A 17,884-nucleotide genomic window follows, 5' to 3' on the forward strand; every position below is an offset into this window, starting at 1 on the left:
GGCGATGGCACGCAGCGGACGGGCACCGGTAAGGGTCACCGGCATAGCCCAGCTGAAGCAACGCCTCCAGGACATGCCCGACCAGATCAAGGACTCCCTGGTAGAGGCTGTGAAGGAGTCGGCCGAGGCGGTACGCGACGACGTCAAGCGCAACGTGCCCGTCGACACGAGGGGCAGCGACAGCCACCACCTCAAGGACGCCGTCGACATCCGCTACCGCGAGGGCGGCCTGGTCGCCGATGTCGGCTGGTTCGGCCGCGAGAACTCCTACGCCACCTATGTCGAGTTCGGTACCCGCAGGCGTCCTGCGCAGCCGTCGCTGTATCCGGCGCTGGAGCGTGAGCGGGGCCGCTTTGCCGCCCGGCTGACAGACGAGATACGGCGGGCCCTGCGGTGAGCACCCCCACTCCGGGGCTGGCAGCGCTGCCCACGCAGGACGGCGTGCGTAACGCGCTGCTCGCCGACGCACCGCTCATGGGCCTGATCAAGGGCGTCTTCGACTGGGTCAACGAGAAGCAGCCTTACCCGTACATCGTCATCGGTGAGGCGGTGGAGACCCCGTCCAACGCGCACGACCGGTACAGCTCCGAGGTGCTGGAGACCTTGCACATCTGGGACCACAACCGCGGTTTCGCCCCGAGCCTCACGATCGCGGCCCGTGTGATCCAGGTCCTGGACCACACACCGCTGACCATCGAGGGCCATGTCCACCGGTGGACGCGGTTCGTGTCCATGCAGACGCTCAAGGACCCCGAGCCCCCGGGTGACATCCGGCACGTGCCGATGACATTCCGTATCGGCACTGAGGTCGCCCCCTCGTAAATGTTCGATCAACGACCGGCCGCAGGCGCCGGACAACCTCAGAAGGATGGAGACCATGGCCGGTCTTGACGCATTCGGTACCCAGCTCAAGCGTGACTCCAACGGCGCCGGCACCTTCGTGGCCGTCGCCAACGTCTCGGACGTTTCCGGTCCTTCGAGGTCGCGGGAGGCCATCGAGGTCACCGCCCACGACTCCCCTGACAAGTACCGGGAGTTCGCCAAGGGCCTCAAGGACGGCGGGGAAGTCGAGATCACCATCAACTACGACCCCGGCGAGACGACCCACCAGGCGCTCGACGACGACTTCGAGGAAGACGAGCTGCGTGAGTACCAGGTCGTCATCCTCCCGGGAAAGGCGGATGAGCACACGTGGGAGTTCCCCGCTCTGATCACCAGCCTGGGGGACGAGTTCCCGCACGACGACAAGATGGAGCGCACGGCCACGTTCAAGATCTCCGGCAAGCCTGTGCTGACCGCGACCGGCGCCTGACGAGAGCGGGAGAGAGCGCATCATGGCACTACTGACGAAGGCTCAGATCAACGCGGCTGTCGACCGGGCGTGGGAGGACGTGCCCGTCCCCGAGTGGGGCGAGGGTGCGGCTGTCCGCCTCATGGAGCTGTCGGCCGCAGACCGGGGCTACATCGAGGCCGGCAGCGTCGTCGCCAACGGCCAGAGCCCGCAGCTACGGGTCGAGTCCCTCAAGACGTACCGCGAGAAGCTCGTCGCATTCGGAATGGTGGACGAGAACTTCGAGCGGCTCTACTCCAACAAGGAGATCGGCGAGCTGAGCCAGAAGTCCGGCGCGGTGATCGAGCGGCTGGCAGCCAAGGTCCAGGAGCTCTCGCGCATGGGCCGGTTCGCCGTGAAGGAAGCCGAGGGAAACTCCGACGCCGCCCAGAGCGGCTCTTCCGTTTCCGGCTAGCGGAGCATCTCGGGATGACGGTGGCCGACCTGGACTCCCGGCTGGGTTCGGCCGAGCTGACCGAGTGGATGGCCTTCGAGAAAATCACCGGCCCACTCGGCAGGCGCCGGAACGACATCCAGGCGGCCACCATCGCGGCCACCATCGCCAATTCCAGCCGGGGCAAGGGCGGCAAGCGATTCACGCCGCAGGACTTCCTGCTGCCCTACGGAACCGAACGGAAGGGGCCGCAAGACTTGCTGGCGGCCATCCGCGGCATCAACAGGTCGATGGGGGGTGATGAGCATGTCTGACGTGACGGTTGAGATCGCCGCGGACATGGGCAACACGTCCGCGACGATCAACGACGCAACCACGAGCATCGACGGACTGGGCGACGCGGCCAGTTCTGCCAGCGGTGACCTCGGTCAGGCGGACAGCCAGGCCGGCGGCCTCGCCGGCAGCATGGACAAGGTCGGTGTCGGAGCGCTCGGGGCCGCTGGCGCGTTCGCCAGCATGGGCGACATCGTCAACGGCGCCGTCGACCTGTGGAACACGGGAGAGCAGCGGGCCGACGACCTCGCACGCGCACAGAACGACGTCGCCCAGGCTGCGCTCGATGTCAAGCAGGCCAACCAGGACATGAAGCAGTCCCAGATCGACGCCAACCAGGCGCAGCAGGACGGTGCCCAGTCCGGCATCGACCTAGCGCAGGCCCTGCTCGATCAGAAGGTTGCCCAGAAGGACTACAACGACGCGGTCAAGGAGTTCGGCCCCAACTCTCTTGAGGCTCAGCAGGCGCAGATCGACCTGAGCCAGGCGGATGCGGATGCCAAGCAGGCCAAGCTCGACGGCAAGCAGGCGACTGAGGACTACAGCCAGGCCCAGCTCGACGGCAAGCAGGCGGCTATCGATGCCAGCAGCGCACAGCTCGATCTCAACGAGGCCCAGCGCAATCAGGTCGGCGCGGGCGTCATGGGCGGCTGGGTCGGCACGGTCTCGCAGATCGGCACCGCGCTGTTCGGTCTCATCGGGACCTTCGCGCTGTTCGGGGCGGGGACTGTCGCCACTGCTGTGACCGCTGTCGGGTCGGCCGTCGCCACGGCGGCGGCTTGGGTGGGTTCCTGGATCGCCATGGCCGCCACCGCCACCCTGAGCGCGATCACCATGGCGGCCGCGTGGCTGCTTTCCATCTGGCCGATCGCCCTGATCATCGCGGCTGTTGTAGGTCTGGCAGTCTTGATCATCAAGAACTGGGACACGATCAAGGCGTGGACCATCAAGATTTTCAACGCGGTCTGGAACTGGCTCAAGGGCCTGTGGGACGACATCGTCGCTCTGTTCAACTGGGCTGTCGACATGGTGAAGACGATCTTCTTCAACTTCACCCCGCTGGGCATCATCATCAAGAACTGGGGTCCGATCACCGGCTGGATCTCAACCCAGTGGAGCAACATCGGACGGACGGTCTCCGGCTGGGTCGACAAGATCAGAGGCTTCTTCAGCGGCATGTGGGACGGCGTCGTCAGCGGCCTGAAGTGGGCACTCAACGGAATCATCAGCCTGCTCAACGACGGCATCTACAGCGTGAACACTCTGATCAGCGGAGCCAACAGCCTTCCCGGCGTCAACATCGGCTTCCTTCCCTACATCCCCTACCTCGCCGAGGGCGGTGTCACCACAGGCCCCACCCTGGCCATGATCGGTGAAGGCCGGGAGCAGGAAGCCGTGCTTCCCCTGAGCAAGCTCCAGGGACTGCTGAACATGAAGGGCAGCAATCAGCCGGTCGTCGTCCATATCGACGGCGGCCCCTTCCGGGAGTACCTGCAGGCCGAAGTGCGCACCAAGGCCGGTGGAGATGTGACCCGCTACGCAGGAGGTTACTGATGCCGAGCCTGCCCCCCAAGCTGTGGGCGGAACTGTTCTTCGACGACGCGTGGAACCCAGTCACACGCGACCTGCGGCAGACCAGCGCGGTGAGCATCACGCGTGGTCTGTCCTCGGAATCCTCGGGGGCGGCGGGTCCTGTAACCGGGTCCTGCGACCTGGGCAACCGGTCCCTGCGCTACGCGCCGCGCAACGTCTCCAGCGACCTGTTCAACAAGATCGGGCGCAACACGCCGATGCGTCTGGGGTACCGCGTCGGAAGCCCGTGGATGGCCGTTGACGGCACGATCGACAACGGCCTGTTCACCCCGGACGCTGCTGCGCTCGACGTGACCGGAGACTTTGACCTGCGCGTCGATATCGCGCTGGACGACTGGTCACAGTCCCAGATGATCGCAGCGCGGTACGAGACGACCAGCACCAACAACCGGTGCTGGGCGCTGGAGATCCTCGACGGCGTACCGACGTTCCTGTGGTCCACGGACGGCACCCTGGCCGCCCGTCTGGACGTGGACGCCACAGAGGCGATCGAGGCCTACAACGGGCAGCGCATGGCGCTCCGGGTCACCCTGGACGTGAACAACGGCGCCTCCGGCCATGAGGTGAGGTTCTACACGGGCCGCACCGTCGACGACGAGGAATGGACCCTCCTCGGACTCCCCGTCACTGGTGTGGGCACCACGTCCGTATTCGGCGGAACTGCCGTCCTGGAGTTCGGCTCTGGGGACGACTTCAACGCAGACCCGGCGGGGGGAGCGATCGCGCGCATGACGGGGAAGGGATTCGCCCTCAAGCTGCTCAACGGCATCGCGGGTACCGTCGCCGTCGCCATGGCCACGGCAAACGCTGGAGTGGGCGCCACGTCGTTCACTGATTCGCGTGGCCTGGTGTGGTCCACTCGCGCCGGCGCCACGCTCACGAACAAGCACACCCGCCTCGTCGGGGAGGTGCCCGCGTGGCCGCCCACACGGCACCTGTCCGGGAATGACACCTACGTGTCCCTGGAGCCTTCAGGCGTCACGCGACGTATGGACGCGGGCAACAAACCGGTCGACTCGGCCCTGTTGCGCTATTTGAAGACTCAGGCGCCCGTGGAGTGCTGGCCGCTCACTGACGCGGGGCAGTCCGGCACGTCGGGCAAGTCCCTGACGGGCGGCGGCAACATGCGGGCCCAACTGACCGTGGGCACTGATCTGCCGGAGTGGGGGTCCGGGACTCTGGCCGACTGGGTCGAACCCGTGATCACGTTCAAGGGGGAGACTGCGGGCGGGCTTACAGGCGCGGTGCCCAACTCTGCTGCCGCAGCGGCTGCCTGGTCAGTGGACTTCCTGTACTCCAGCGAGGCACCAGGCAACACGGGGGTGTTCGAGATCCGGGACCGCGGCGCCGGCACGGACGCCAACAATCTCGTCTACTTCCAGCTATCGATGGACACCAACGACAACGACATCACGGTCTTCCGTGCGAGCCAGGGCGAGACGTCGTCTTCGTCTTCGCTGATCCTGACTGGAGTGGGCGCCGGAATCTACGACGGGGCCATGCACCACATACGGTTCTCTGTCGACCCGGGGGTGGCGGACTCCACGTGGGAGATGTTCGTTGACGGCGCCTCGGTAGGAAGCGGCACTCTTGTAGGCATCGTCGTGAAGGCGGTCAGCAAGATCCTGTACAACTGGTCGCTGGTCTCGGGTGGCGGCATCTCGGGCGGGGACCAGTCAATCGGCTACGTCACCTACTGGGACAGCTCGGGCCCTACCGCAGCAGATTTCTGGAATGCGGCGTCAGGCTACCCGGGGGAACGCGCAGGCGCGCGCATCGAGCGGCTGGCCACCGAGGGCGGCTACACGGCCACGGTGGCCGGCGAGACGGCACACCAGGGCCTGATGGGGATCCAGCGCCGCAAGAAGCTCCTGGAGTTGATGACCGAAGCGAACAAAACCAATTTCGGTTACCTCCTGGAGAGCCGGGACCGTAACGAGGTGATCCACCGTGGTCAGTCCACGCTGTGGAACCAGCCGCCCGCCTTCACGCTCGACTTCTCCTCGGGCGTCATCAGCGCCCCGTTCCGGCCGGACGATGGCGACAAGCTGACTGAGAACGATGTCTCCGTACAGCGGGACGGAGGGCAGGTGCCTTCCCGGCAGGTGCTTGAAGAGGGTTCCATGTCCGTGCTGGACCCTCCTGACGGGGTTGGCCGGTACGACCGGTCGTACACCTACAGTCTCTACACGGACGACCAGGCGGGGCACGTGGCCGGCATGCGCCTGCACCTGGGGACCTACGACGGGGTCCGCTACGCGCGCCTCACCCTGGACCTGGCCAACGAACGCGTCTTCCAGATGATCGACTCCATTCTGTGGGCCGACGTGGGCGACAAGATCCGGCTGACGAATCTCCCGGATGACCACGGACCCGATGACGTCAATGTCCTCATCAACGGCTACACGGAGGAAGCCGGACCGGACTCGTGGAAGATCACGTTCAACTGCGTGCCGGCCGAGCCCTGGACAGCGTTCGTGGCGGACAGCAGCACCTACGGCAGGGCTGACACATCAGGCAGTTCGCTGAACTCATCCGCGACGTCGACGGCAACGTCTCTGAGCGTGGCCACAGCGGCGGGCAACGTTGTGTGGGTGGACAGCACGGGCTTTGCTGCCGAGTTCCCCTTCGACGTGCGGATCAACGGGGGCGAGGTCGTGCGGGTGACGGCGGTCTCGGGTACCGCATCTCCCCAGACGTTCACCGTGGTCCGTGGTGTGAACGGCGTCCAGGTCGCGCACGCCGCATCTGAGGATGTGCGCCTTGCCCACCCCGTCTACTTCTCCCTGTAAGGAGGCGTCCGCATGCCGATCTACCCAGATGTCCACGCGGGGCAGCGCGTGACTGCTGACATCCTGCGGGCGATGATCCCTGAGCAGGTGACCAAGTCCACCACGGAGACCGTCACGTCGTCGACGACGCTCCAGAACGACGACGAGCTGTTCCTGAGCGCGGTCGCCAACGCCACCTATGAGGTCGAGATGTGGCTTCTGCACAGCTCGGGCACGACAGGCAGGTTCAAGGGCGGATGGACTGTCCCTGCCAGCTCGACCTTCGCGTGGGGTGTCCACGGTGCGGCCTCTACCGCTACGACGTCCCCCGCCACAGACGTACTCATGCAGATCCGCACCAGCGTGGAAAACATCAGTCTGGGCGGGGCCAACCTGAGTGGCACGGCTGCGTACATCCGCGGAACGCTCATCACGGCTGGCACGGCGGGAACTCTTCAGTTCCAGTTCGCGCAAGTCACATCCGATGCGGCGGCCACTCAGGTGCGCAACGGGTCCGTACTCAAGATCAAGCGCACCGCTTAGGAGATCCAGTGCCCAAGGCCGTCCGGTACTCGCTGAGTGTTCTGTACGACGGCACCAACGGTGAGTACATCGCGGGCCAGTGGTGTACCGGGATCGGTTTCGTATCTGACACCGGCACCGTCCTCACGTACACCGACTACGACGGCTACGAACAGACCATCAATGTGGGGGAGTGGATCGCCATCGGTTACCCGGGCGCGGGTTACCTCGAGGTGATGACCACAGCCCAGTACGAGGAGCGGTACTACGAACTGCCCGAATAGGGCACCCACAGGCGGAAGCCCTCCCGCTTGGGCCCAGATCACCCCCGACTTCCCCACCGCCCCGCGCCGTTGGCCGGGGCTTTCGTCATGTCTGGAGACCCTCATGGCCTGGTATCCCGGCGCGGTCAAGATGGAGTTGCAGCCGGAGTCCGACTCGCAGGCTGCGATCAAGCCGACGCAGTTCATCGTCCACAGCCTCGCCGCTCCGTGGACGGCTCGCCGTACCTACGAATACTGGCGCGAATCGACCAACCTCGAAAGTCACTTCGGGCTGGGCTATGAGGGCGACCTCGGCCAGTACATCGGCACCCAGACGAAGGCCGACGCCAACGCCGCGGCGAACCTGCGGACCGACGGCACCGGCGCCGTGTCCATCGAGACCGCATCCAACCTGCAGGCCACCGATGTCTGGACGGCCGCGCAAGTCGAGAAGCTCATCCTGCTCGGCGTGTGGATGCACCAGACCCACGGCATCCCCCTCCGCCTGTGCCGCAGCGCATCCGACCCCGGGTTCGGCTGGCACAAGCAGTACGACGCATGGAACCCCAACGCGCACGCGTGCCCGGGGCCTGCCCGCATCACCCAGTTCAAGACGGTCGTGTTCCCGGGCATCGTCGCCCGCGCGACCGGCACCCCTGCTCCCGAGGAGGACGACGTGGCTCTGTCCACTGACGACATCAACAAGGTTGCCAACGCGGTTGCCGTGAAGCTGATCGCGGGGGACGGGGTCCTGGAGGACTCGGACCTGACCCGGGTAGCCACCCGTGTGCTGACCCTGGACGACGTCATCGAGTCCCCGGTCACCGCCGTCGACCACGCGACCAACAAGCACTGGACGCTGGAGAGCTACGTCAAGGCCACCTACGCCCTGCTCGCGAAGATCGAGACTGCGCTCGCGCAGAAGGAGAGCTGACCATGAGTGACCTCAACTTCCCCTCGACCGACACCGTCGTGAAGACCGCCGCCACCTACGGCCGCGACCTCCTTGAGCGCGTCCTGTCGACGTTCCTTCAGGCGGGTATCGCGGGGATCGTCGTCACCCAGCCCCTCAACGGCTCGATGTGGTACGCCGCGGGCGCCGGTGGCGTGGGCGCGGTGCTGGCTCTCGGGAAGGGCCTCGTCGCCCGCTGGCGCGACGTCACCAACTCGGCCTCGCTCGCGAGAGGCGTGTAGGTGAGCACGCCCGACGCGGGCGTGTACATCAGCAACGGCCAGATGTACCAGGAGTTGAGATCCCTGAGCGATGGCGTGACCCGGGTAGAGACCAAGCTCGACACCATCGGACAGGGCCTCACGGAAGTCGGCAAGGACGTCGCCGACCACGAGTCCCGGATCCGCACCCTGGAGCACACCATGTGGCGCGCCGCCGGCGGTGCCGCCGTCCTCGGCGCGGGAGCCGGGGTCGTCGCCCAGTTCCTCATGCGCTGAACGACACCACGCCCCCTGCACGGTCATCACGACCGTGCAGGGGGCGCTTCGTCGTGCCTACTTCAGGATGCCGCGCTTCTTCAGGTCCTTGACGTCAGCCTGCGCGGAGCGTGCCGCTTTGAGCTTGCCCCTGGCGGTCTTCAGGTCCCGGTTGTCGAGCCTGGCGCGGCGGACGTCGGCCGCCATGTTGAGGCTGAAGAGCCTTCGCATCCAGGTTCGCTTGGTGGGCTTCTTGTCCGGGTCGAACGTAATCATGACGTTCGCCCCCTTTCGTTGTTACTTGGAGCGTACTGGCGCCACGCCAAGTTGTCGCCGGGCTGCGCGTGCTCAGCGCAGGGCGTCGATGGCCTTCACGATCAGGGAGCGCGCGTCGGCCCCGTACACGGCGAGCTCCGTGAGCCTGGTGAACGCGCGCAGGTAGATGTCCAGTTCGCCGGGGGCGGTGACGGTCACCTTCGCGGCGAGCAGCTCCACGTTGACCCGCACGTCGTCGAAGACCGTGAACTGTTCCAGATGCCACATGACCTGCTCGCGCGGAGCCTCTGCGGGGATGATCCCCAGGGACATCGACGGCAGCGCCATCAAGGCCAGCAGGTTGCCCAGTTGGCTGGCCATCACCTCCGTGTCCCCGATCCGGTGGTGGAGGACGTTCTCCTCGAGGAGCGTTGCGAAGCGGTGGTCTCCTTCGTGGATGACTCGCGAGCGGTGCATGCGGGCGTCGACGGCCTCACTCACGTCGTCGGGGGTCCCGCGGAAACTCGCGATGGTGCCCATGAGGGCCGCCGCGTAGCCGGGCGTCTGGAGGAATCCGGGCACGACGTGCGAGGCGTACACGCGGAACTGGCGGGTGCGCTCGTACAGGGGGGTGGACGCCTCTTGCAGGTGCTTCATGCCGGTGCGTTGGAGCCGCCGCCACTGGACGTACATGGAGTCGGCCTGCCGGTTCGCTGCGACCAGGTCCGCCGCCTGCCCGTCCGCCCCGCATGCCGCACACCAGGCCCGTATGTCCGCGTCGGACGGGGCCGTGTGCGCGTTCTCGATCCGGGACGACTTGGCGACGGACCAGCCGCAGCGTGTGGCCAGTTCCTTGCCTGTGATCCCCGCGTCCAGGCGCAGCTCACGCAGGCGTTGGGCGAGAGCCGCGCGGGCTTCGTGCACGGTGGACATGGGGAACTGGGGCATGGGCGGTTACTTGACCTCGTACTCGTCGTGCGGGATGGCGCGCTCCCAGATCCTCTCGAACGCGGCGGAGCAGGTCTCCACCACCTCGGGATCGTCGCGCAGTTCCTTCGCTGCCCAGTCGCCGTCACCGGTGAAGTGGTGCACGCGCATCAACTGGCCGTCGAAGATCCAGAAGTCATTGACGGGCAGCAGGAGGTCAGTGGCGCGGCGCCGGGACAGCCACCGCACCTGCTCGCCCGCGGCCACGTTGGCGTGGGTGACGTAGTTTTCCCAGCGGATGTAGTCCGTCACCGGCTCCGAGACGACCCGGGCCCGGCGCACGCTCACCCCGCGGGCGACCGCTCCGGCGATCTCGTCGTGGAACGACCGCCACCACGACGCGCGGTCGTCCCAGTCGGTGCGCTCGCCTTTCTTCCAGGCCTCGAAGCGGGGGTTGCTGTAGTAGACGTCCCGCGTCTCCAGGTGGACGGCCGACCGGTGGGCGCCGGCGAGGAGTTCACCGAACTCCGGGATCGAGCTCATCGCACGCCTTCCTGATGATCGGAATCATCCGCTTGGGGATCCTGATGACGGTCTCGCCGGGCGGGATTGGTGCCCTCGCCGGGGACAGTGCGTCGCATTGGGCGGTCGACTCGTCGTCGGCTGTGTAGCTCTGGATCAGCAGATCTGATGCCTCCGTGTCGACCCATACCGTTGGGCATCCGTCGTCGTCTGTGTCGGGGTCGATCCCGACGAACTGAATGTTCATGGTGGCTGACCTCCCGCGCTAGCTGGTTACATCGATTTACACCACGGTCACGCTCACGGGCGACGTGGTCAAGAGCGCGTACCGGCCACCACCTGCGAGAGCCAACTGCCCTGTAATTCGGTGCAACTTCGTAGCGCGTGCGAGGTGCGGGTTCCTAGCGTCGGGAGGCACGACAAAGCCCGGCGACCGTGTGACCGGTCCCGGGTGTGGCCGACTGACTGGAGTCGACATGGCCGAGCCTACGCAAACCGCGAGCACCACGAACACCCCCAGCAGCTTCGGCTACTGCGCCTGGCATCAGGCGCACTGCCGCGGCGTCCGCCTGATCCGGGTGCACGAGCAGGGTTCCGGCCCGGGTGGCGGCCTGTTCGCCTGCCGCCCCTGCCGCGAGTCCTTCGACCTGGTGCCGTTCGCCGACCAGCCGATGCCCGGGGCGGGGGTCGATGCGACATGACCGGCCGTGCCTACATGCGCTATCCCCTCGTCATTCGGCCTCTCGCGCCCGTCGAGTACGACACGCTCCTCGACCACTGCACGACGTGTACGTGGTGCCGGGAGAACCCGAAGACGGAATGTACCCGGGCCGGCGTCCTGCGCCGGCGCTGGTCATCAGCCGGGCGCGCGGCCCGCGGGGGTGGACGATGAAGATCTGCGGACGTTGCGATCAACCCATCCGCCCGGGGCAGCCGTCGACGGAGCACCTCATCGACTCGCCCTCGCTCGGCGGCACGGTCGTGTACCGGCATGTGGAGCGGTGCGAGCGTGTGCCGACCCAGACCAACCAGACGTCCCTGCGCCACTGAGACTCCCGCCCGTCCCGTACCCCGCGCCCAAGGGGGCGGGCGGGACCAGGCCCCGGCCGGACGCCGATCCGGCCGGGGCCGACCCATGCCTACGACCTTCTTCCGTCCTCGATAGAGATCAGGGTGCCGCTGGGGTACGTCCGCTCGATGGGCGGAATCCCGAGATCTTCGGTATCGATGAGCCGAGTGACCAAGCGGTAGTCGTCGCGACCAGTCGGCTCGACCTCGGTTACTACCTGCGTCAGCCCGATGCGCATGCCGGGCCTTACGTTCTCGACGCGAAGCTGCGTCATTTCAATACACCTCCCGAGTGCGGCTCGCTGGAGGAGTCGTCACCCTTCCAGCGTGTGCCTCCCGCTGGGCAATCGCACCCTGGCCCGCACTCCCGGTCGAAGCGCCTGGGTGTCCGGGCGTTGCGTCGCGAGGGGGGTCCGCGAGACAATGGATAGGCCCTGCTCAGGGCGCACGTGGAACCCCATCCGTGCGTGAGCGGTGCGTGAGCGGTGCGTGAGCGGAGGTCCCATCGGGGGCCGGAATCCCCGGAGCGGGCCGGAGTCATCCGACCCACTGACCAGGGATTCTCAGAGCAGCCAGAGTGAGCCGGACCCACTCAGCGTGGAACCTATCGACTTGTAATGCGTAGGTCGTCGGTTCGAATCCGACAGGGGGCTCTGTGGAAGCCCCAGGACTCACTCGCCGTGACCTGGGGCTTTTGCTTTTTCTTGACCCTCCCTGGTGGGGTTGGAGCGCTCAGTGAGCCTGCCGACGGCGATGTGAGGCCGAGGTGCGGCAAGAAGATGGCGCCCTGCTACGGGTGGGTCTGCGATCAGGGGCCCTTGGGGGTGTTGGCGGGAGCGGTGGCGTGGAGGGCGGCGGTCAGGTAGCGGTGAACGGTGTCCAGCTCACCAGCGGTGAAGTCCTCGGCCGCCTCGACCAGGTTGGCGATGAGCGGGCCGAAGAAGGCCCAGCCCAGCTCGGCGGCCTTCTGGTCTACCGCCAACAGGACCCGTCGCCGGTCGTGTTCGTCGCGCTTGCGACGGAGCAGCCCCAGGCGCTCCAGCCGGTCGAGCAGGGCGGTGGTGCCCGCCGAGTTGAGCCGCAGCGCCTCGCCGAGCCGTCCCGGGGTGACGGTGGCGCCCGCCCGCTCGGCGTCGAGCAGGCAGATGAGAGCCCGCAGGTCGGTCGGGTGTAGGCCGTTCTGCCCGGCGAACTCAGCTCCGCGCAGATCGAATTCCACTGTTACCGCGCGCAGGAGGTGGACCAGCTGCATCGCTGGGGAGGTGTCATCGTTCACTCAGCTAGTATCTCGCCAAGCGAGAGAATTGGTCAACGAGACAATGTCCGAGGAGTTCACTGTGTCCGAATCCCAGGAGTTCTTCGCTGCCTACGACGCAATGCTCGCCCGCTGGCCCGCCGGCACCACCGAGATCGACGTTCCCACCCCGTACGGCACCACCCGCATCCACGCCTACGGGCCCGCCGACGCCACCCCGCTACTCCTCCTGCACGGTGGCGGCTCCACCGGGACAGTCTGGTTCGCCAACGCCCAGGCGCTCGGCACCCATCATCGGGTGCTCGCCGTCGACATTCTCGGCGACGCCGGCCGCAGCATTCGTGAGGGGCGCACGCTGCGCACCACCGCCGACCTGATGGACTGGCTGGACGCAGTGCTCAACGGCCTCGATGCATCCCGTGTGCACCTGCTGGGCCATTCCTACGGCGCCTGGATCGCCCTGACGTACGCCCTGCACGCCGCGCAGCGGGTCGACCGGCTGGTGCTGCTCGACCCGACCCAGTGCTTTGCCGGCTACCGCCCCGCCTTCCTCCTGCGGTCGCTGCCGGTACTGGTCCGCCCGACGGTAACCCGCGCTCTCGCCTACCTGGACCGCGAGACGGCGGGCACGGACACCGACCCGGAGTGGAAGCGGCTCTACGCGCTGGCAGCCTCGGGCTTCGCGGACCGGAAGCTAGTCGTCGGCCGTCGCCCGGACCCCACGGCGCTGAGCGTCCCGGTCCTGGTCCTTCTCGCTGGCCGCAGTGGCACCCACGACGCGGCGAAGGTCGCAGCCCGCGCGCGCAAGGCCGTACCGCACGCCCGGATCGAGACCCTCGCCGATCTCACCCACTTCGCGCTGCCCACCGCCGCGCATGCGGAGACCAACCGCCGGATCACCGACTTCCTGACGGCCGATCAGGAGACCTAGGCCACTCCGGGTGCGGTCTAAGGATGATCTAAGGGCGCCATGAACGCCTTCGACATGGCCTTCGACGGTCGCCTCACCGCAGGCCAACTCTGGCCACACCAACCCCAGTTACACCGCTCGCTTTACAGATCGGGGCTGGACGCGACCGTACGCAAGGCATGCCAGGAAGTTGCGGCCGGGCCAGATGACGACGCCGTTGATCCAGAGGGTCAACGTTCTGGCACGAATCTGGCGCACGGCGAGTGATCGCAGAGGCCAGCAAAAAGGCCCCGGCCGCTGACCTGGGCCTTTGTCATGGAGCGGGTGACGAGAATCGAACTCGGGGACTCGCAACGTTGCTTCAGCTCGATTTGACTTCGGTCCGGAGGACTCGGAGGGCGCCGAGTGTCGCGGGTAGGGCAACCCAAATGAGGGTGGCGGTGAGGACTTGGGTCCATTGCTGGCCGGTCATGTTGTGATCGTAGAGGGCGCCTTGAGCTTGGTTGAGGTCGAGCCAGGGGCCGAGGCCCTTGAGTGCGGGGACGGTGCCGAACAGGATGCCGGAGAGGTTGGGCAGGACGTAGAAGGCGACGATGGCGGCGGCGCTGATGAGCAGGAGCATGCCGAAGGCCAGGCCCTGGGCCAGGCCGGTGAGGAGGACGAGGGTGATGTCACGGAATCCGGCCAGGCCGAACGTCCAGCTGCCGTTTCCGTCGCGTAGGGCTGTCCCAAGGAGGTTGCCTGCAGCTGAGGAGGTGAAGGTGAGGGTGAGGACCAGGAGGCCGAGCAGGATGGTCGCGCCTGTTTTGGCGAGGAGGACGCGTCGGCGGTTGGGTTCGAGCGTGAAGGTGACCAGGCCGGTGCGCTGGCTCCATTCGGTGGTGATGGTGAGGATGCCGAGGATGGGGAGCAGGATCTTCTGGGGGGTGGAGGTGAAGTCGACGAAGGTGTCGTAGGTGAGGTCTTTGGGGTCGGCGGTGAACAGCATGACGGCTGCTACCAGCGGGGTGGTGGCGAGGATGGCGATCAGGAGCCATCGTCCCGCGCGGGTATCGGTGAGTTTGCGGAGTTCGGTTCTGATCAGGCGGGAGAACGGTATGCCGGGGGCGCCGGTCGTGGCGGCCGGGAGGAGGAGGGTGGTGCTCATCATCGGGTCCCTTGCTTGGTGTTGTCGCGGGAGTGGTCGGCGGTGAGCCGCAAGAACATGTCTTCCAGGCCGGTTTCTGCGGCGGGGCGCAGTTCGGTGAGGACGATCCCGGCGTGCATGGCGGTGCGTGCCACGTGTTCGGCGGGGGCCGGGGTGAGGTAGCCGCTGTCGGTGGCGGTGGTGTGGGCGATGTCCGACTGGGTGAGGGCTTCGGCCAGGGCGTGGTCGTCGGTGCTGCGTACGAGGGTGCCGCTGGAGGCGAGCAGGTCGGCTTTGGAACCCTGGGCGACGATTTGTCCTCGGCCGATGACGACGAGTTCGTCGGCGATGACTTCGATCTCGCGGAGCAGGTGGGAGGAGAGCAGGACGCTGCCGCCCCGGTCGGCGAAGTCGCGGAGCAGGCCGCGCATCCAGTGGATGCCGGCGGGGTCGAGGCCGTTGGCGGGTTCGTCGAGGATCAGGACGCTCGGGTCGCCGAGCAGGGCGTGGCCGACGCCGAGGCGTTGGCGCATGCCGAGGGAGTAGGTGCCGGTGCGGCGTCCGGCTTCGGTGGGGGTGAGGCCGACGAGGTCGACGATTTCGTCGACGCGGGGCTGGTCCAGGCCCATGAGGGTGGCGGCGAGGGTGAGGACTTCGTGGCCGGTGCGTCCGGCGTGCTGGGCGGAAGCGTCCAGGAGGACGCCGACGTGCCGGCCGGGGTTGGGGAGGTGTTTGTAGTCGCGGCCCAGGACGGTGCAGTGGCCGGCGGTGGGCGGGGTGAGGCCGACCATCATCCGCATCGTGGTGGATTTCCCGGCTCCGTTCGGGCCGAGGAAACCGGTGATGACCCCGGGGCGGACAGTGAAGCTCACGTCGTCCACGGCGGCGTACTTACCGTAGCTCTTGGTCAGGCCGCAGACTTCGATCGCCGGTGCGCTGTCGTTCATCGGTGCTGTCCCTTCCGCAGGCTCTGGGCGGCGACGGTCAGGCCGCAGATCAGGCCGACGGCCAGGCCCACGAGCTGGATCACCGTTCCAGCGAAGGTGAGGGCTTCGGATGTGTCGCCCAGCTGGTCGCCCATGTTGGGGGTTGCGACCGCGCCGATGGCGATGAACACGGGGATCAGGACGCCGATCAGCGGTGTCCACCGGTTGCGGAGGGCGAAGAATCCTGCGGCTGCCAGCAGGAGCAGTGCTCCCGGGGGAACGGTCGGGTAGTCCGCACCGCCCAGGATCTGCACGACGATGCCCGCGGCGGCGATGGTCAGGCCGCCGATGGTGAGTTTCCGGGCCATGGTCATCTGGCTTGTGCTTGTGCTGTTCGCTCGATTCGTCACCCCTTCAGCGTGCTGTGCGGTGGCATGCCGGGCGTCGGCTCAGGAGCGGCGCCCGGCGTACGCGAATCTGCGTACGCGGGCAGCTGGGCTCAGTCGGCCAGGCCGGACTGGTAGGCGAAGACGACCAGTTGGGCGCGGTCGCGGGCGCCGAGTTTGAGCATGGAGCGGCTGACGTGGGTGCGGGCCGTGGCGGGGCTGATGACGAGCCGGACGGCGATCTCGTCGTTGCTGAGACCCTCGGCGACCAGGGCGACGATCTCGCGTTCCCGGTCGGTAAGGGTGTGCAGCTCCGGATGCGGCTTCGTCGGGCGGGACGCCCCGGTCACGAACTCGCGGACGACCTTGCGGGTGACGGACGGCGACATCAGCGCACCACCCTGGACGACCGAGCTGATGGCGTGCACGAGTTCGGCCGGTTTGGTGTCCTTGAGCAGGAAGCCGCTGGCGCCGTGCCGCAGGGCGTCGAAGACGTACTGGTCGTGTTCGAACGTCGTCAACACGATGATTTTGGTGTCGGTGAGGGCGGGGTCGGCGGTGATCCGGCGGGTGGCCTCGATGCCGTCGATGCCGGGCATCCGGATGTCCATCAGGATGACGTCCGGCCTGAGCCGCCGCGCGGCCTCCACCGCGGCCAGCCCGTCGGCGGCCTCACCGGCGCAGGACAGGCCGTCCTCGTTGTCGAGGAGGGTGCGCAGGCCGAGCCGGACGAGTTCCTGGTCGTCGACGACGAGCACGCTGATCATGGGTGGCCTCCGGTCGGTAGCAGAGCATGGACTTCGAACCTGTTCTGCGGCGCCGGCCCGGCGGTGAACTGCCCGCCAAGCGCTTGGACGCGGGCGCGCATGCCGGGGATCCCGGACCCGCCGCCCCCGTCGGAGATGCCGGTGACCGGGTTGGAGACGGTGATCCGCACTTCGTCGGGCTCGTAGCGGATGGCGACGGTCGCCTGCCCGGACCCGCTGTGACGCAGGACGTTGGTCAGCGATTCCTGAACGATCCGGTAGCCGGTCAGATCGACTGCGACGGGCAGCGCGGCCGGTGTGCCGGAGGTCTCCACCCGGACGTAGACGCCGGCGTCGGCCATACGCTGCCGTAGCTCGTCCATGCGGGCCAGGCCCGGTACAGGGGCTAACTCCGCGTCCGTCCGGCGGACAACGGCCAGGGTCGCGCGCAGCTCGTCGAGGGCCTGGCTGCTGGTACGGCTGATGGCCTCCAGCGCGACTTCGGCCTGGTCGGGTTTCTTGGCCAGGACGTGCAGGGCGATGTCCGCCTGCATCTTGATGGCGGCCAACCCGTGCCCCACGATGTCGTGTACCTCCTGCGCGACCCGGAACCGTTCCTCGTCCACGCTCTGCCGGATCGCCTCGGCCCTGGCCCGAACGGCCGTCTCACGCCGCACCCGCAGCGTGAACCCAAGCGAGAACGGCACGACCACCCACGCCGCCACAGGCACCGCGCCGAGCATCCCGAGAGCCGTGCCCGGGACGACCAGGTGGACGAGCATCGCGAGCAGCGCGCCCAGCGCGGCGGGAAGTGCCCGTTCCCAGGGCGCGTGCCGGACCGCGCTGTACACCCCGATCATGAAGGTGATCAAAATCGGCCCGTAGGCGTAGCCGAGGACGAGGTAAGCCGACGTGCACGCTGCGACGGCCGCGAGCACGGCCAGCGGCCAGCGGCGGCGCACGGCCAGCATCAGTGACGGCACGCCGAACAGAACGAATCCGACCGCGTCGATCGGCACCTGAGCGCGCGCGGGGTCCCCGGCGAACGCTGTACCGCCGATCCCGGCGATGGTCAGGATCGCGGCCAGCGCGCTGTCGCCGAGTAGCGACCTCGTGATCTTCATCGGTG

General features: G+C 67.3%; 26 protein-coding genes and 1 tRNA gene. 16 read left to right on the top strand and 11 right to left on the bottom strand.

Annotation, left to right across the window (positions count from 1 at the left end; translation table 11 throughout):
- Positions 1-4 precede the first annotated feature (4 nt).
- From ACFWP7_RS28775 to ACFWP7_RS28830, 12 genes are all read left to right on the top strand, one after another.
- On the top strand, positions 5-397 hold the full coding sequence (locus ACFWP7_RS28775; RefSeq protein WP_384386888.1) for an HK97-gp10 family putative phage morphogenesis protein: 393 nt from the start codon (positions 5-7) through the stop codon (positions 395-397).
- Positions 394-822 carry a DUF3168 domain-containing protein gene (locus ACFWP7_RS28780; RefSeq protein ID WP_384386891.1) on the top strand — a complete coding sequence of 143 codons (429 nt, stop codon included), beginning with the start codon at positions 394-396 and terminating at the stop codon, positions 820-822. The genes ACFWP7_RS28775 and ACFWP7_RS28780 overlap by 4 nt, the downstream gene beginning before the upstream one ends.
- Positions 823-877: 55 nt before the next feature.
- Positions 878-1,312, top strand: a complete 435-nt coding sequence (locus tag ACFWP7_RS28785; RefSeq protein ID WP_384386894.1) for a phage tail tube protein — start codon at positions 878-880, stop codon at positions 1,310-1,312.
- Positions 1,313-1,334: 22 nt separating this feature from the next.
- On the top strand, positions 1,335-1,745 hold the full coding sequence (locus tag ACFWP7_RS28790; protein ID WP_384386897.1) for a hypothetical protein: 411 nt from the start codon (positions 1,335-1,337) through the stop codon (positions 1,743-1,745).
- Positions 1,746-1,759: 14 nt separating this feature from the next.
- On the top strand, positions 1,760-2,038 hold the full coding sequence (locus ACFWP7_RS28795) for a hypothetical protein (RefSeq protein ID WP_384386900.1): 279 nt from the start codon (positions 1,760-1,762) through the stop codon (positions 2,036-2,038).
- 25 nt (positions 2,039-2,063) lie between these two features.
- Positions 2,064-3,611, top strand: a complete 1,548-nt coding sequence (locus tag ACFWP7_RS28800; protein WP_384386902.1) for a hypothetical protein — start codon at positions 2,064-2,066, stop codon at positions 3,609-3,611.
- The gene (locus ACFWP7_RS28805) at positions 3,611-6,442 is read left to right on the top strand and encodes a hypothetical protein (protein WP_384386905.1); all 2,832 of its coding nucleotides are present in this window, start codon (positions 3,611-3,613) and stop codon (positions 6,440-6,442) included. Before ACFWP7_RS28800 ends, ACFWP7_RS28805 begins: the two co-directional genes overlap by 1 nt.
- Positions 6,443-6,454: 12 nt before the next feature.
- A complete protein-coding gene (locus ACFWP7_RS28810) occupies positions 6,455-6,964 on the top strand; it encodes a hypothetical protein (protein WP_384386908.1) in 510 nt (169 codons plus the stop codon).
- Positions 6,965-6,972: 8 nt separating this feature from the next.
- The gene (locus ACFWP7_RS28815) at positions 6,973-7,227 is read left to right on the top strand and encodes a hypothetical protein (RefSeq protein WP_384386911.1); all 255 of its coding nucleotides are present in this window, start codon (positions 6,973-6,975) and stop codon (positions 7,225-7,227) included.
- 103 nt (positions 7,228-7,330) lie between these two features.
- Positions 7,331-8,140 (top strand): hypothetical protein, encoded by an 810-nt coding sequence (locus ACFWP7_RS28820; protein ID WP_384386913.1) that lies wholly within the window; start codon positions 7,331-7,333, stop codon positions 8,138-8,140.
- Positions 8,141-8,142: 2 nt separating this feature from the next.
- Positions 8,143-8,400 (top strand): hypothetical protein, encoded by a 258-nt coding sequence (locus tag ACFWP7_RS28825; RefSeq protein WP_384386915.1) that lies wholly within the window; start codon positions 8,143-8,145, stop codon positions 8,398-8,400.
- Positions 8,401-8,655 (top strand): hypothetical protein, encoded by a 255-nt coding sequence (locus ACFWP7_RS28830; RefSeq protein ID WP_384386917.1) that lies wholly within the window; start codon positions 8,401-8,403, stop codon positions 8,653-8,655.
- A gap of 57 nt (positions 8,656-8,712) precedes the next feature.
- Here ACFWP7_RS28830 and ACFWP7_RS28835 read toward each other — a convergent pair whose 3' ends face one another.
- The 4 genes from ACFWP7_RS28835 to ACFWP7_RS28850 all read right to left on the bottom strand — a co-directional run bounded on the left by ACFWP7_RS28835 (position 8,713) and on the right by ACFWP7_RS28850 (position 10,585).
- On the bottom strand, positions 8,713-8,910 hold the full coding sequence (locus tag ACFWP7_RS28835) for a hypothetical protein (protein ID WP_384386920.1): 198 nt from the start codon (positions 8,908-8,910) through the stop codon (positions 8,713-8,715).
- Positions 8,911-8,982: 72 nt separating this feature from the next.
- Entirely contained in the window at positions 8,983-9,837 is an 855-nt protein-coding gene (locus tag ACFWP7_RS28840) for a helix-turn-helix domain-containing protein (RefSeq protein WP_384386923.1), read from the bottom strand.
- A 6-nt stretch (positions 9,838-9,843) separates the two neighbouring features.
- Positions 9,844-10,359 (bottom strand): DUF6879 family protein, encoded by a 516-nt coding sequence (locus ACFWP7_RS28845; RefSeq protein WP_384386925.1) that lies wholly within the window; start codon positions 10,357-10,359, stop codon positions 9,844-9,846.
- Positions 10,334-10,585 carry a hypothetical protein gene (locus ACFWP7_RS28850; RefSeq protein ID WP_329547742.1) on the bottom strand — a complete coding sequence of 84 codons (252 nt, stop codon included), beginning with the start codon at positions 10,583-10,585 and terminating at the stop codon, positions 10,334-10,336. Before ACFWP7_RS28850 ends, ACFWP7_RS28845 begins: the two co-directional genes overlap by 26 nt.
- Positions 10,586-10,814: 229 nt before the next feature.
- On the opposite strand from ACFWP7_RS28850, the gene ACFWP7_RS28855 reads away from it, so the two are divergent.
- Both ACFWP7_RS28855 and ACFWP7_RS28860 read left to right on the top strand, forming a co-directional pair.
- A complete protein-coding gene (locus ACFWP7_RS28855; protein ID WP_384386929.1) occupies positions 10,815-11,039 on the top strand; it encodes a hypothetical protein in 225 nt (74 codons plus the stop codon).
- Positions 11,040-11,226: 187 nt separating this feature from the next.
- On the top strand, positions 11,227-11,388 hold the full coding sequence (locus tag ACFWP7_RS28860) for a hypothetical protein (protein ID WP_384386932.1): 162 nt from the start codon (positions 11,227-11,229) through the stop codon (positions 11,386-11,388).
- Positions 11,389-11,477: 89 nt separating this feature from the next.
- Here the strand turns inward: ACFWP7_RS28860 and ACFWP7_RS28865 are convergent, their stop codons facing one another.
- Positions 11,478-11,681 (bottom strand): hypothetical protein, encoded by a 204-nt coding sequence (locus ACFWP7_RS28865; RefSeq protein ID WP_384386934.1) that lies wholly within the window; start codon positions 11,679-11,681, stop codon positions 11,478-11,480.
- Positions 11,682-11,977: 296 nt separating this feature from the next.
- Between ACFWP7_RS28865 and ACFWP7_RS28870 the strand changes: the two genes are divergently transcribed.
- Positions 11,978-12,059, top strand: a tRNA-Thr gene (locus ACFWP7_RS28870).
- A gap of 155 nt (positions 12,060-12,214) precedes the next feature.
- Here the strand turns inward: ACFWP7_RS28870 and ACFWP7_RS28875 are convergent.
- Positions 12,215-12,658 carry a MarR family transcriptional regulator gene (locus ACFWP7_RS28875; RefSeq protein WP_384387066.1) on the bottom strand — a complete coding sequence of 148 codons (444 nt, stop codon included), beginning with the start codon at positions 12,656-12,658 and terminating at the stop codon, positions 12,215-12,217.
- A gap of 67 nt (positions 12,659-12,725) precedes the next feature.
- Between ACFWP7_RS28875 and ACFWP7_RS28880 the strand changes: the two genes are divergently transcribed.
- Complete coding sequence (locus tag ACFWP7_RS28880; protein ID WP_384386937.1) at positions 12,726-13,592, top strand: alpha/beta fold hydrolase; 867 nt, start codon at positions 12,726-12,728, stop codon at positions 13,590-13,592.
- A 340-nt stretch (positions 13,593-13,932) separates the two neighbouring features.
- Here the strand turns inward: ACFWP7_RS28880 and ACFWP7_RS28885 are convergent, their stop codons facing one another.
- The 5 genes from ACFWP7_RS28885 to ACFWP7_RS28905 all read right to left on the bottom strand — a co-directional run bounded on the left by ACFWP7_RS28885 (position 13,933) and on the right by ACFWP7_RS28905 (position 17,879).
- On the bottom strand, positions 13,933-14,718 hold the full coding sequence (locus ACFWP7_RS28885) for a hypothetical protein (RefSeq protein ID WP_384386940.1): 786 nt from the start codon (positions 14,716-14,718) through the stop codon (positions 13,933-13,935).
- Positions 14,718-15,644, bottom strand: coding sequence for an ABC transporter ATP-binding protein (locus ACFWP7_RS28890; RefSeq protein ID WP_384386942.1), 927 nt, complete (start codon positions 15,642-15,644; stop codon positions 14,718-14,720). Before ACFWP7_RS28890 ends, ACFWP7_RS28885 begins: the two co-directional genes overlap by 1 nt.
- Positions 15,641-15,997 (bottom strand): hypothetical protein, encoded by a 357-nt coding sequence (locus ACFWP7_RS28895; RefSeq protein ID WP_384386945.1) that lies wholly within the window; start codon positions 15,995-15,997, stop codon positions 15,641-15,643. Before ACFWP7_RS28895 ends, ACFWP7_RS28890 begins: the two co-directional genes overlap by 4 nt.
- Positions 15,998-16,122: 125 nt before the next feature.
- Positions 16,123-16,776: a response regulator gene (locus ACFWP7_RS28900; RefSeq protein ID WP_384386948.1), complete on the bottom strand. Its 654-nt coding sequence runs from the start codon at positions 16,774-16,776 to the stop codon at positions 16,123-16,125.
- On the bottom strand, positions 16,773-17,879 hold the full coding sequence (locus ACFWP7_RS28905; protein ID WP_384386951.1) for a sensor histidine kinase: 1,107 nt from the start codon (positions 17,877-17,879) through the stop codon (positions 16,773-16,775). Before ACFWP7_RS28905 ends, ACFWP7_RS28900 begins: the two co-directional genes overlap by 4 nt.
- Between the last annotated feature and the right edge of the window lie 5 nt (positions 17,880-17,884).

Source organism: Streptomyces sp. NPDC058470 (assembly GCF_042721055.1).
Classification (GTDB): Bacteria; Actinomycetota; Actinomycetes; order Streptomycetales; family Streptomycetaceae; genus Streptomyces.

Bases quoted from the DNA above. Each gene is read 5' to 3' on its own strand.
- ACFWP7_RS28825 (WP_384386915.1), top strand. From the start codon at position 8,143: ATGAGTGACCTCAACTTCCCCTCGACCGACACCGTCGTGAAGACCGCC.
- ACFWP7_RS28875 (WP_384387066.1), bottom strand. From the start codon at position 12,658: ATGCAGCTGGTCCACCTCCTGCGCGCGGTAACAGTGGAATTCGATCTG.
- ACFWP7_RS28795 (WP_384386900.1), top strand. From the start codon at position 1,760: ATGACGGTGGCCGACCTGGACTCCCGGCTGGGTTCGGCCGAGCTGACC.
- ACFWP7_RS28880 (WP_384386937.1), top strand. From the start codon at position 12,726: ATGTCCGAGGAGTTCACTGTGTCCGAATCCCAGGAGTTCTTCGCTGCC.
- ACFWP7_RS28805 (WP_384386905.1), top strand. From the start codon at position 3,611: ATGCCGAGCCTGCCCCCCAAGCTGTGGGCGGAACTGTTCTTCGACGAC.
- ACFWP7_RS28890 (WP_384386942.1), bottom strand. From the start codon at position 15,644: ATGAACGACAGCGCACCGGCGATCGAAGTCTGCGGCCTGACCAAGAGC.
- ACFWP7_RS28885 (WP_384386940.1), bottom strand. From the start codon at position 14,718: ATGAGCACCACCCTCCTCCTCCCGGCCGCCACGACCGGCGCCCCCGGC.
- ACFWP7_RS28855 (WP_384386929.1), top strand. From the start codon at position 10,815: ATGGCCGAGCCTACGCAAACCGCGAGCACCACGAACACCCCCAGCAGC.
- ACFWP7_RS28840 (WP_384386923.1), bottom strand. From the start codon at position 9,837: ATGCCCCAGTTCCCCATGTCCACCGTGCACGAAGCCCGCGCGGCTCTC.
- ACFWP7_RS28845 (WP_384386925.1), bottom strand. From the start codon at position 10,359: ATGAGCTCGATCCCGGAGTTCGGTGAACTCCTCGCCGGCGCCCACCGG.
- ACFWP7_RS28775 (WP_384386888.1), top strand. From the start codon at position 5: ATGGCACGCAGCGGACGGGCACCGGTAAGGGTCACCGGCATAGCCCAG.
- ACFWP7_RS28800 (WP_384386902.1), top strand. From the start codon at position 2,064: ATGGGCAACACGTCCGCGACGATCAACGACGCAACCACGAGCATCGAC.
- ACFWP7_RS28905 (WP_384386951.1), bottom strand. From the start codon at position 17,879: ATGAAGATCACGAGGTCGCTACTCGGCGACAGCGCGCTGGCCGCGATC.
- ACFWP7_RS28835 (WP_384386920.1), bottom strand. From the start codon at position 8,910: ATGATTACGTTCGACCCGGACAAGAAGCCCACCAAGCGAACCTGGATG.
- ACFWP7_RS28860 (WP_384386932.1), top strand. From the start codon at position 11,227: ATGAAGATCTGCGGACGTTGCGATCAACCCATCCGCCCGGGGCAGCCG.
- ACFWP7_RS28785 (WP_384386894.1), top strand. From the start codon at position 878: ATGGCCGGTCTTGACGCATTCGGTACCCAGCTCAAGCGTGACTCCAAC.
- ACFWP7_RS28895 (WP_384386945.1), bottom strand. From the start codon at position 15,997: ATGACCATGGCCCGGAAACTCACCATCGGCGGCCTGACCATCGCCGCC.
- ACFWP7_RS28820 (WP_384386913.1), top strand. From the start codon at position 7,331: ATGGCCTGGTATCCCGGCGCGGTCAAGATGGAGTTGCAGCCGGAGTCC.
- ACFWP7_RS28810 (WP_384386908.1), top strand. From the start codon at position 6,455: ATGCCGATCTACCCAGATGTCCACGCGGGGCAGCGCGTGACTGCTGAC.
- ACFWP7_RS28790 (WP_384386897.1), top strand. From the start codon at position 1,335: ATGGCACTACTGACGAAGGCTCAGATCAACGCGGCTGTCGACCGGGCG.
- ACFWP7_RS28865 (WP_384386934.1), bottom strand. From the start codon at position 11,681: ATGACGCAGCTTCGCGTCGAGAACGTAAGGCCCGGCATGCGCATCGGG.
- ACFWP7_RS28850 (WP_329547742.1), bottom strand. From the start codon at position 10,585: ATGAACATTCAGTTCGTCGGGATCGACCCCGACACAGACGACGACGGA.
- ACFWP7_RS28900 (WP_384386948.1), bottom strand. From the start codon at position 16,776: ATGATCAGCGTGCTCGTCGTCGACGACCAGGAACTCGTCCGGCTCGGC.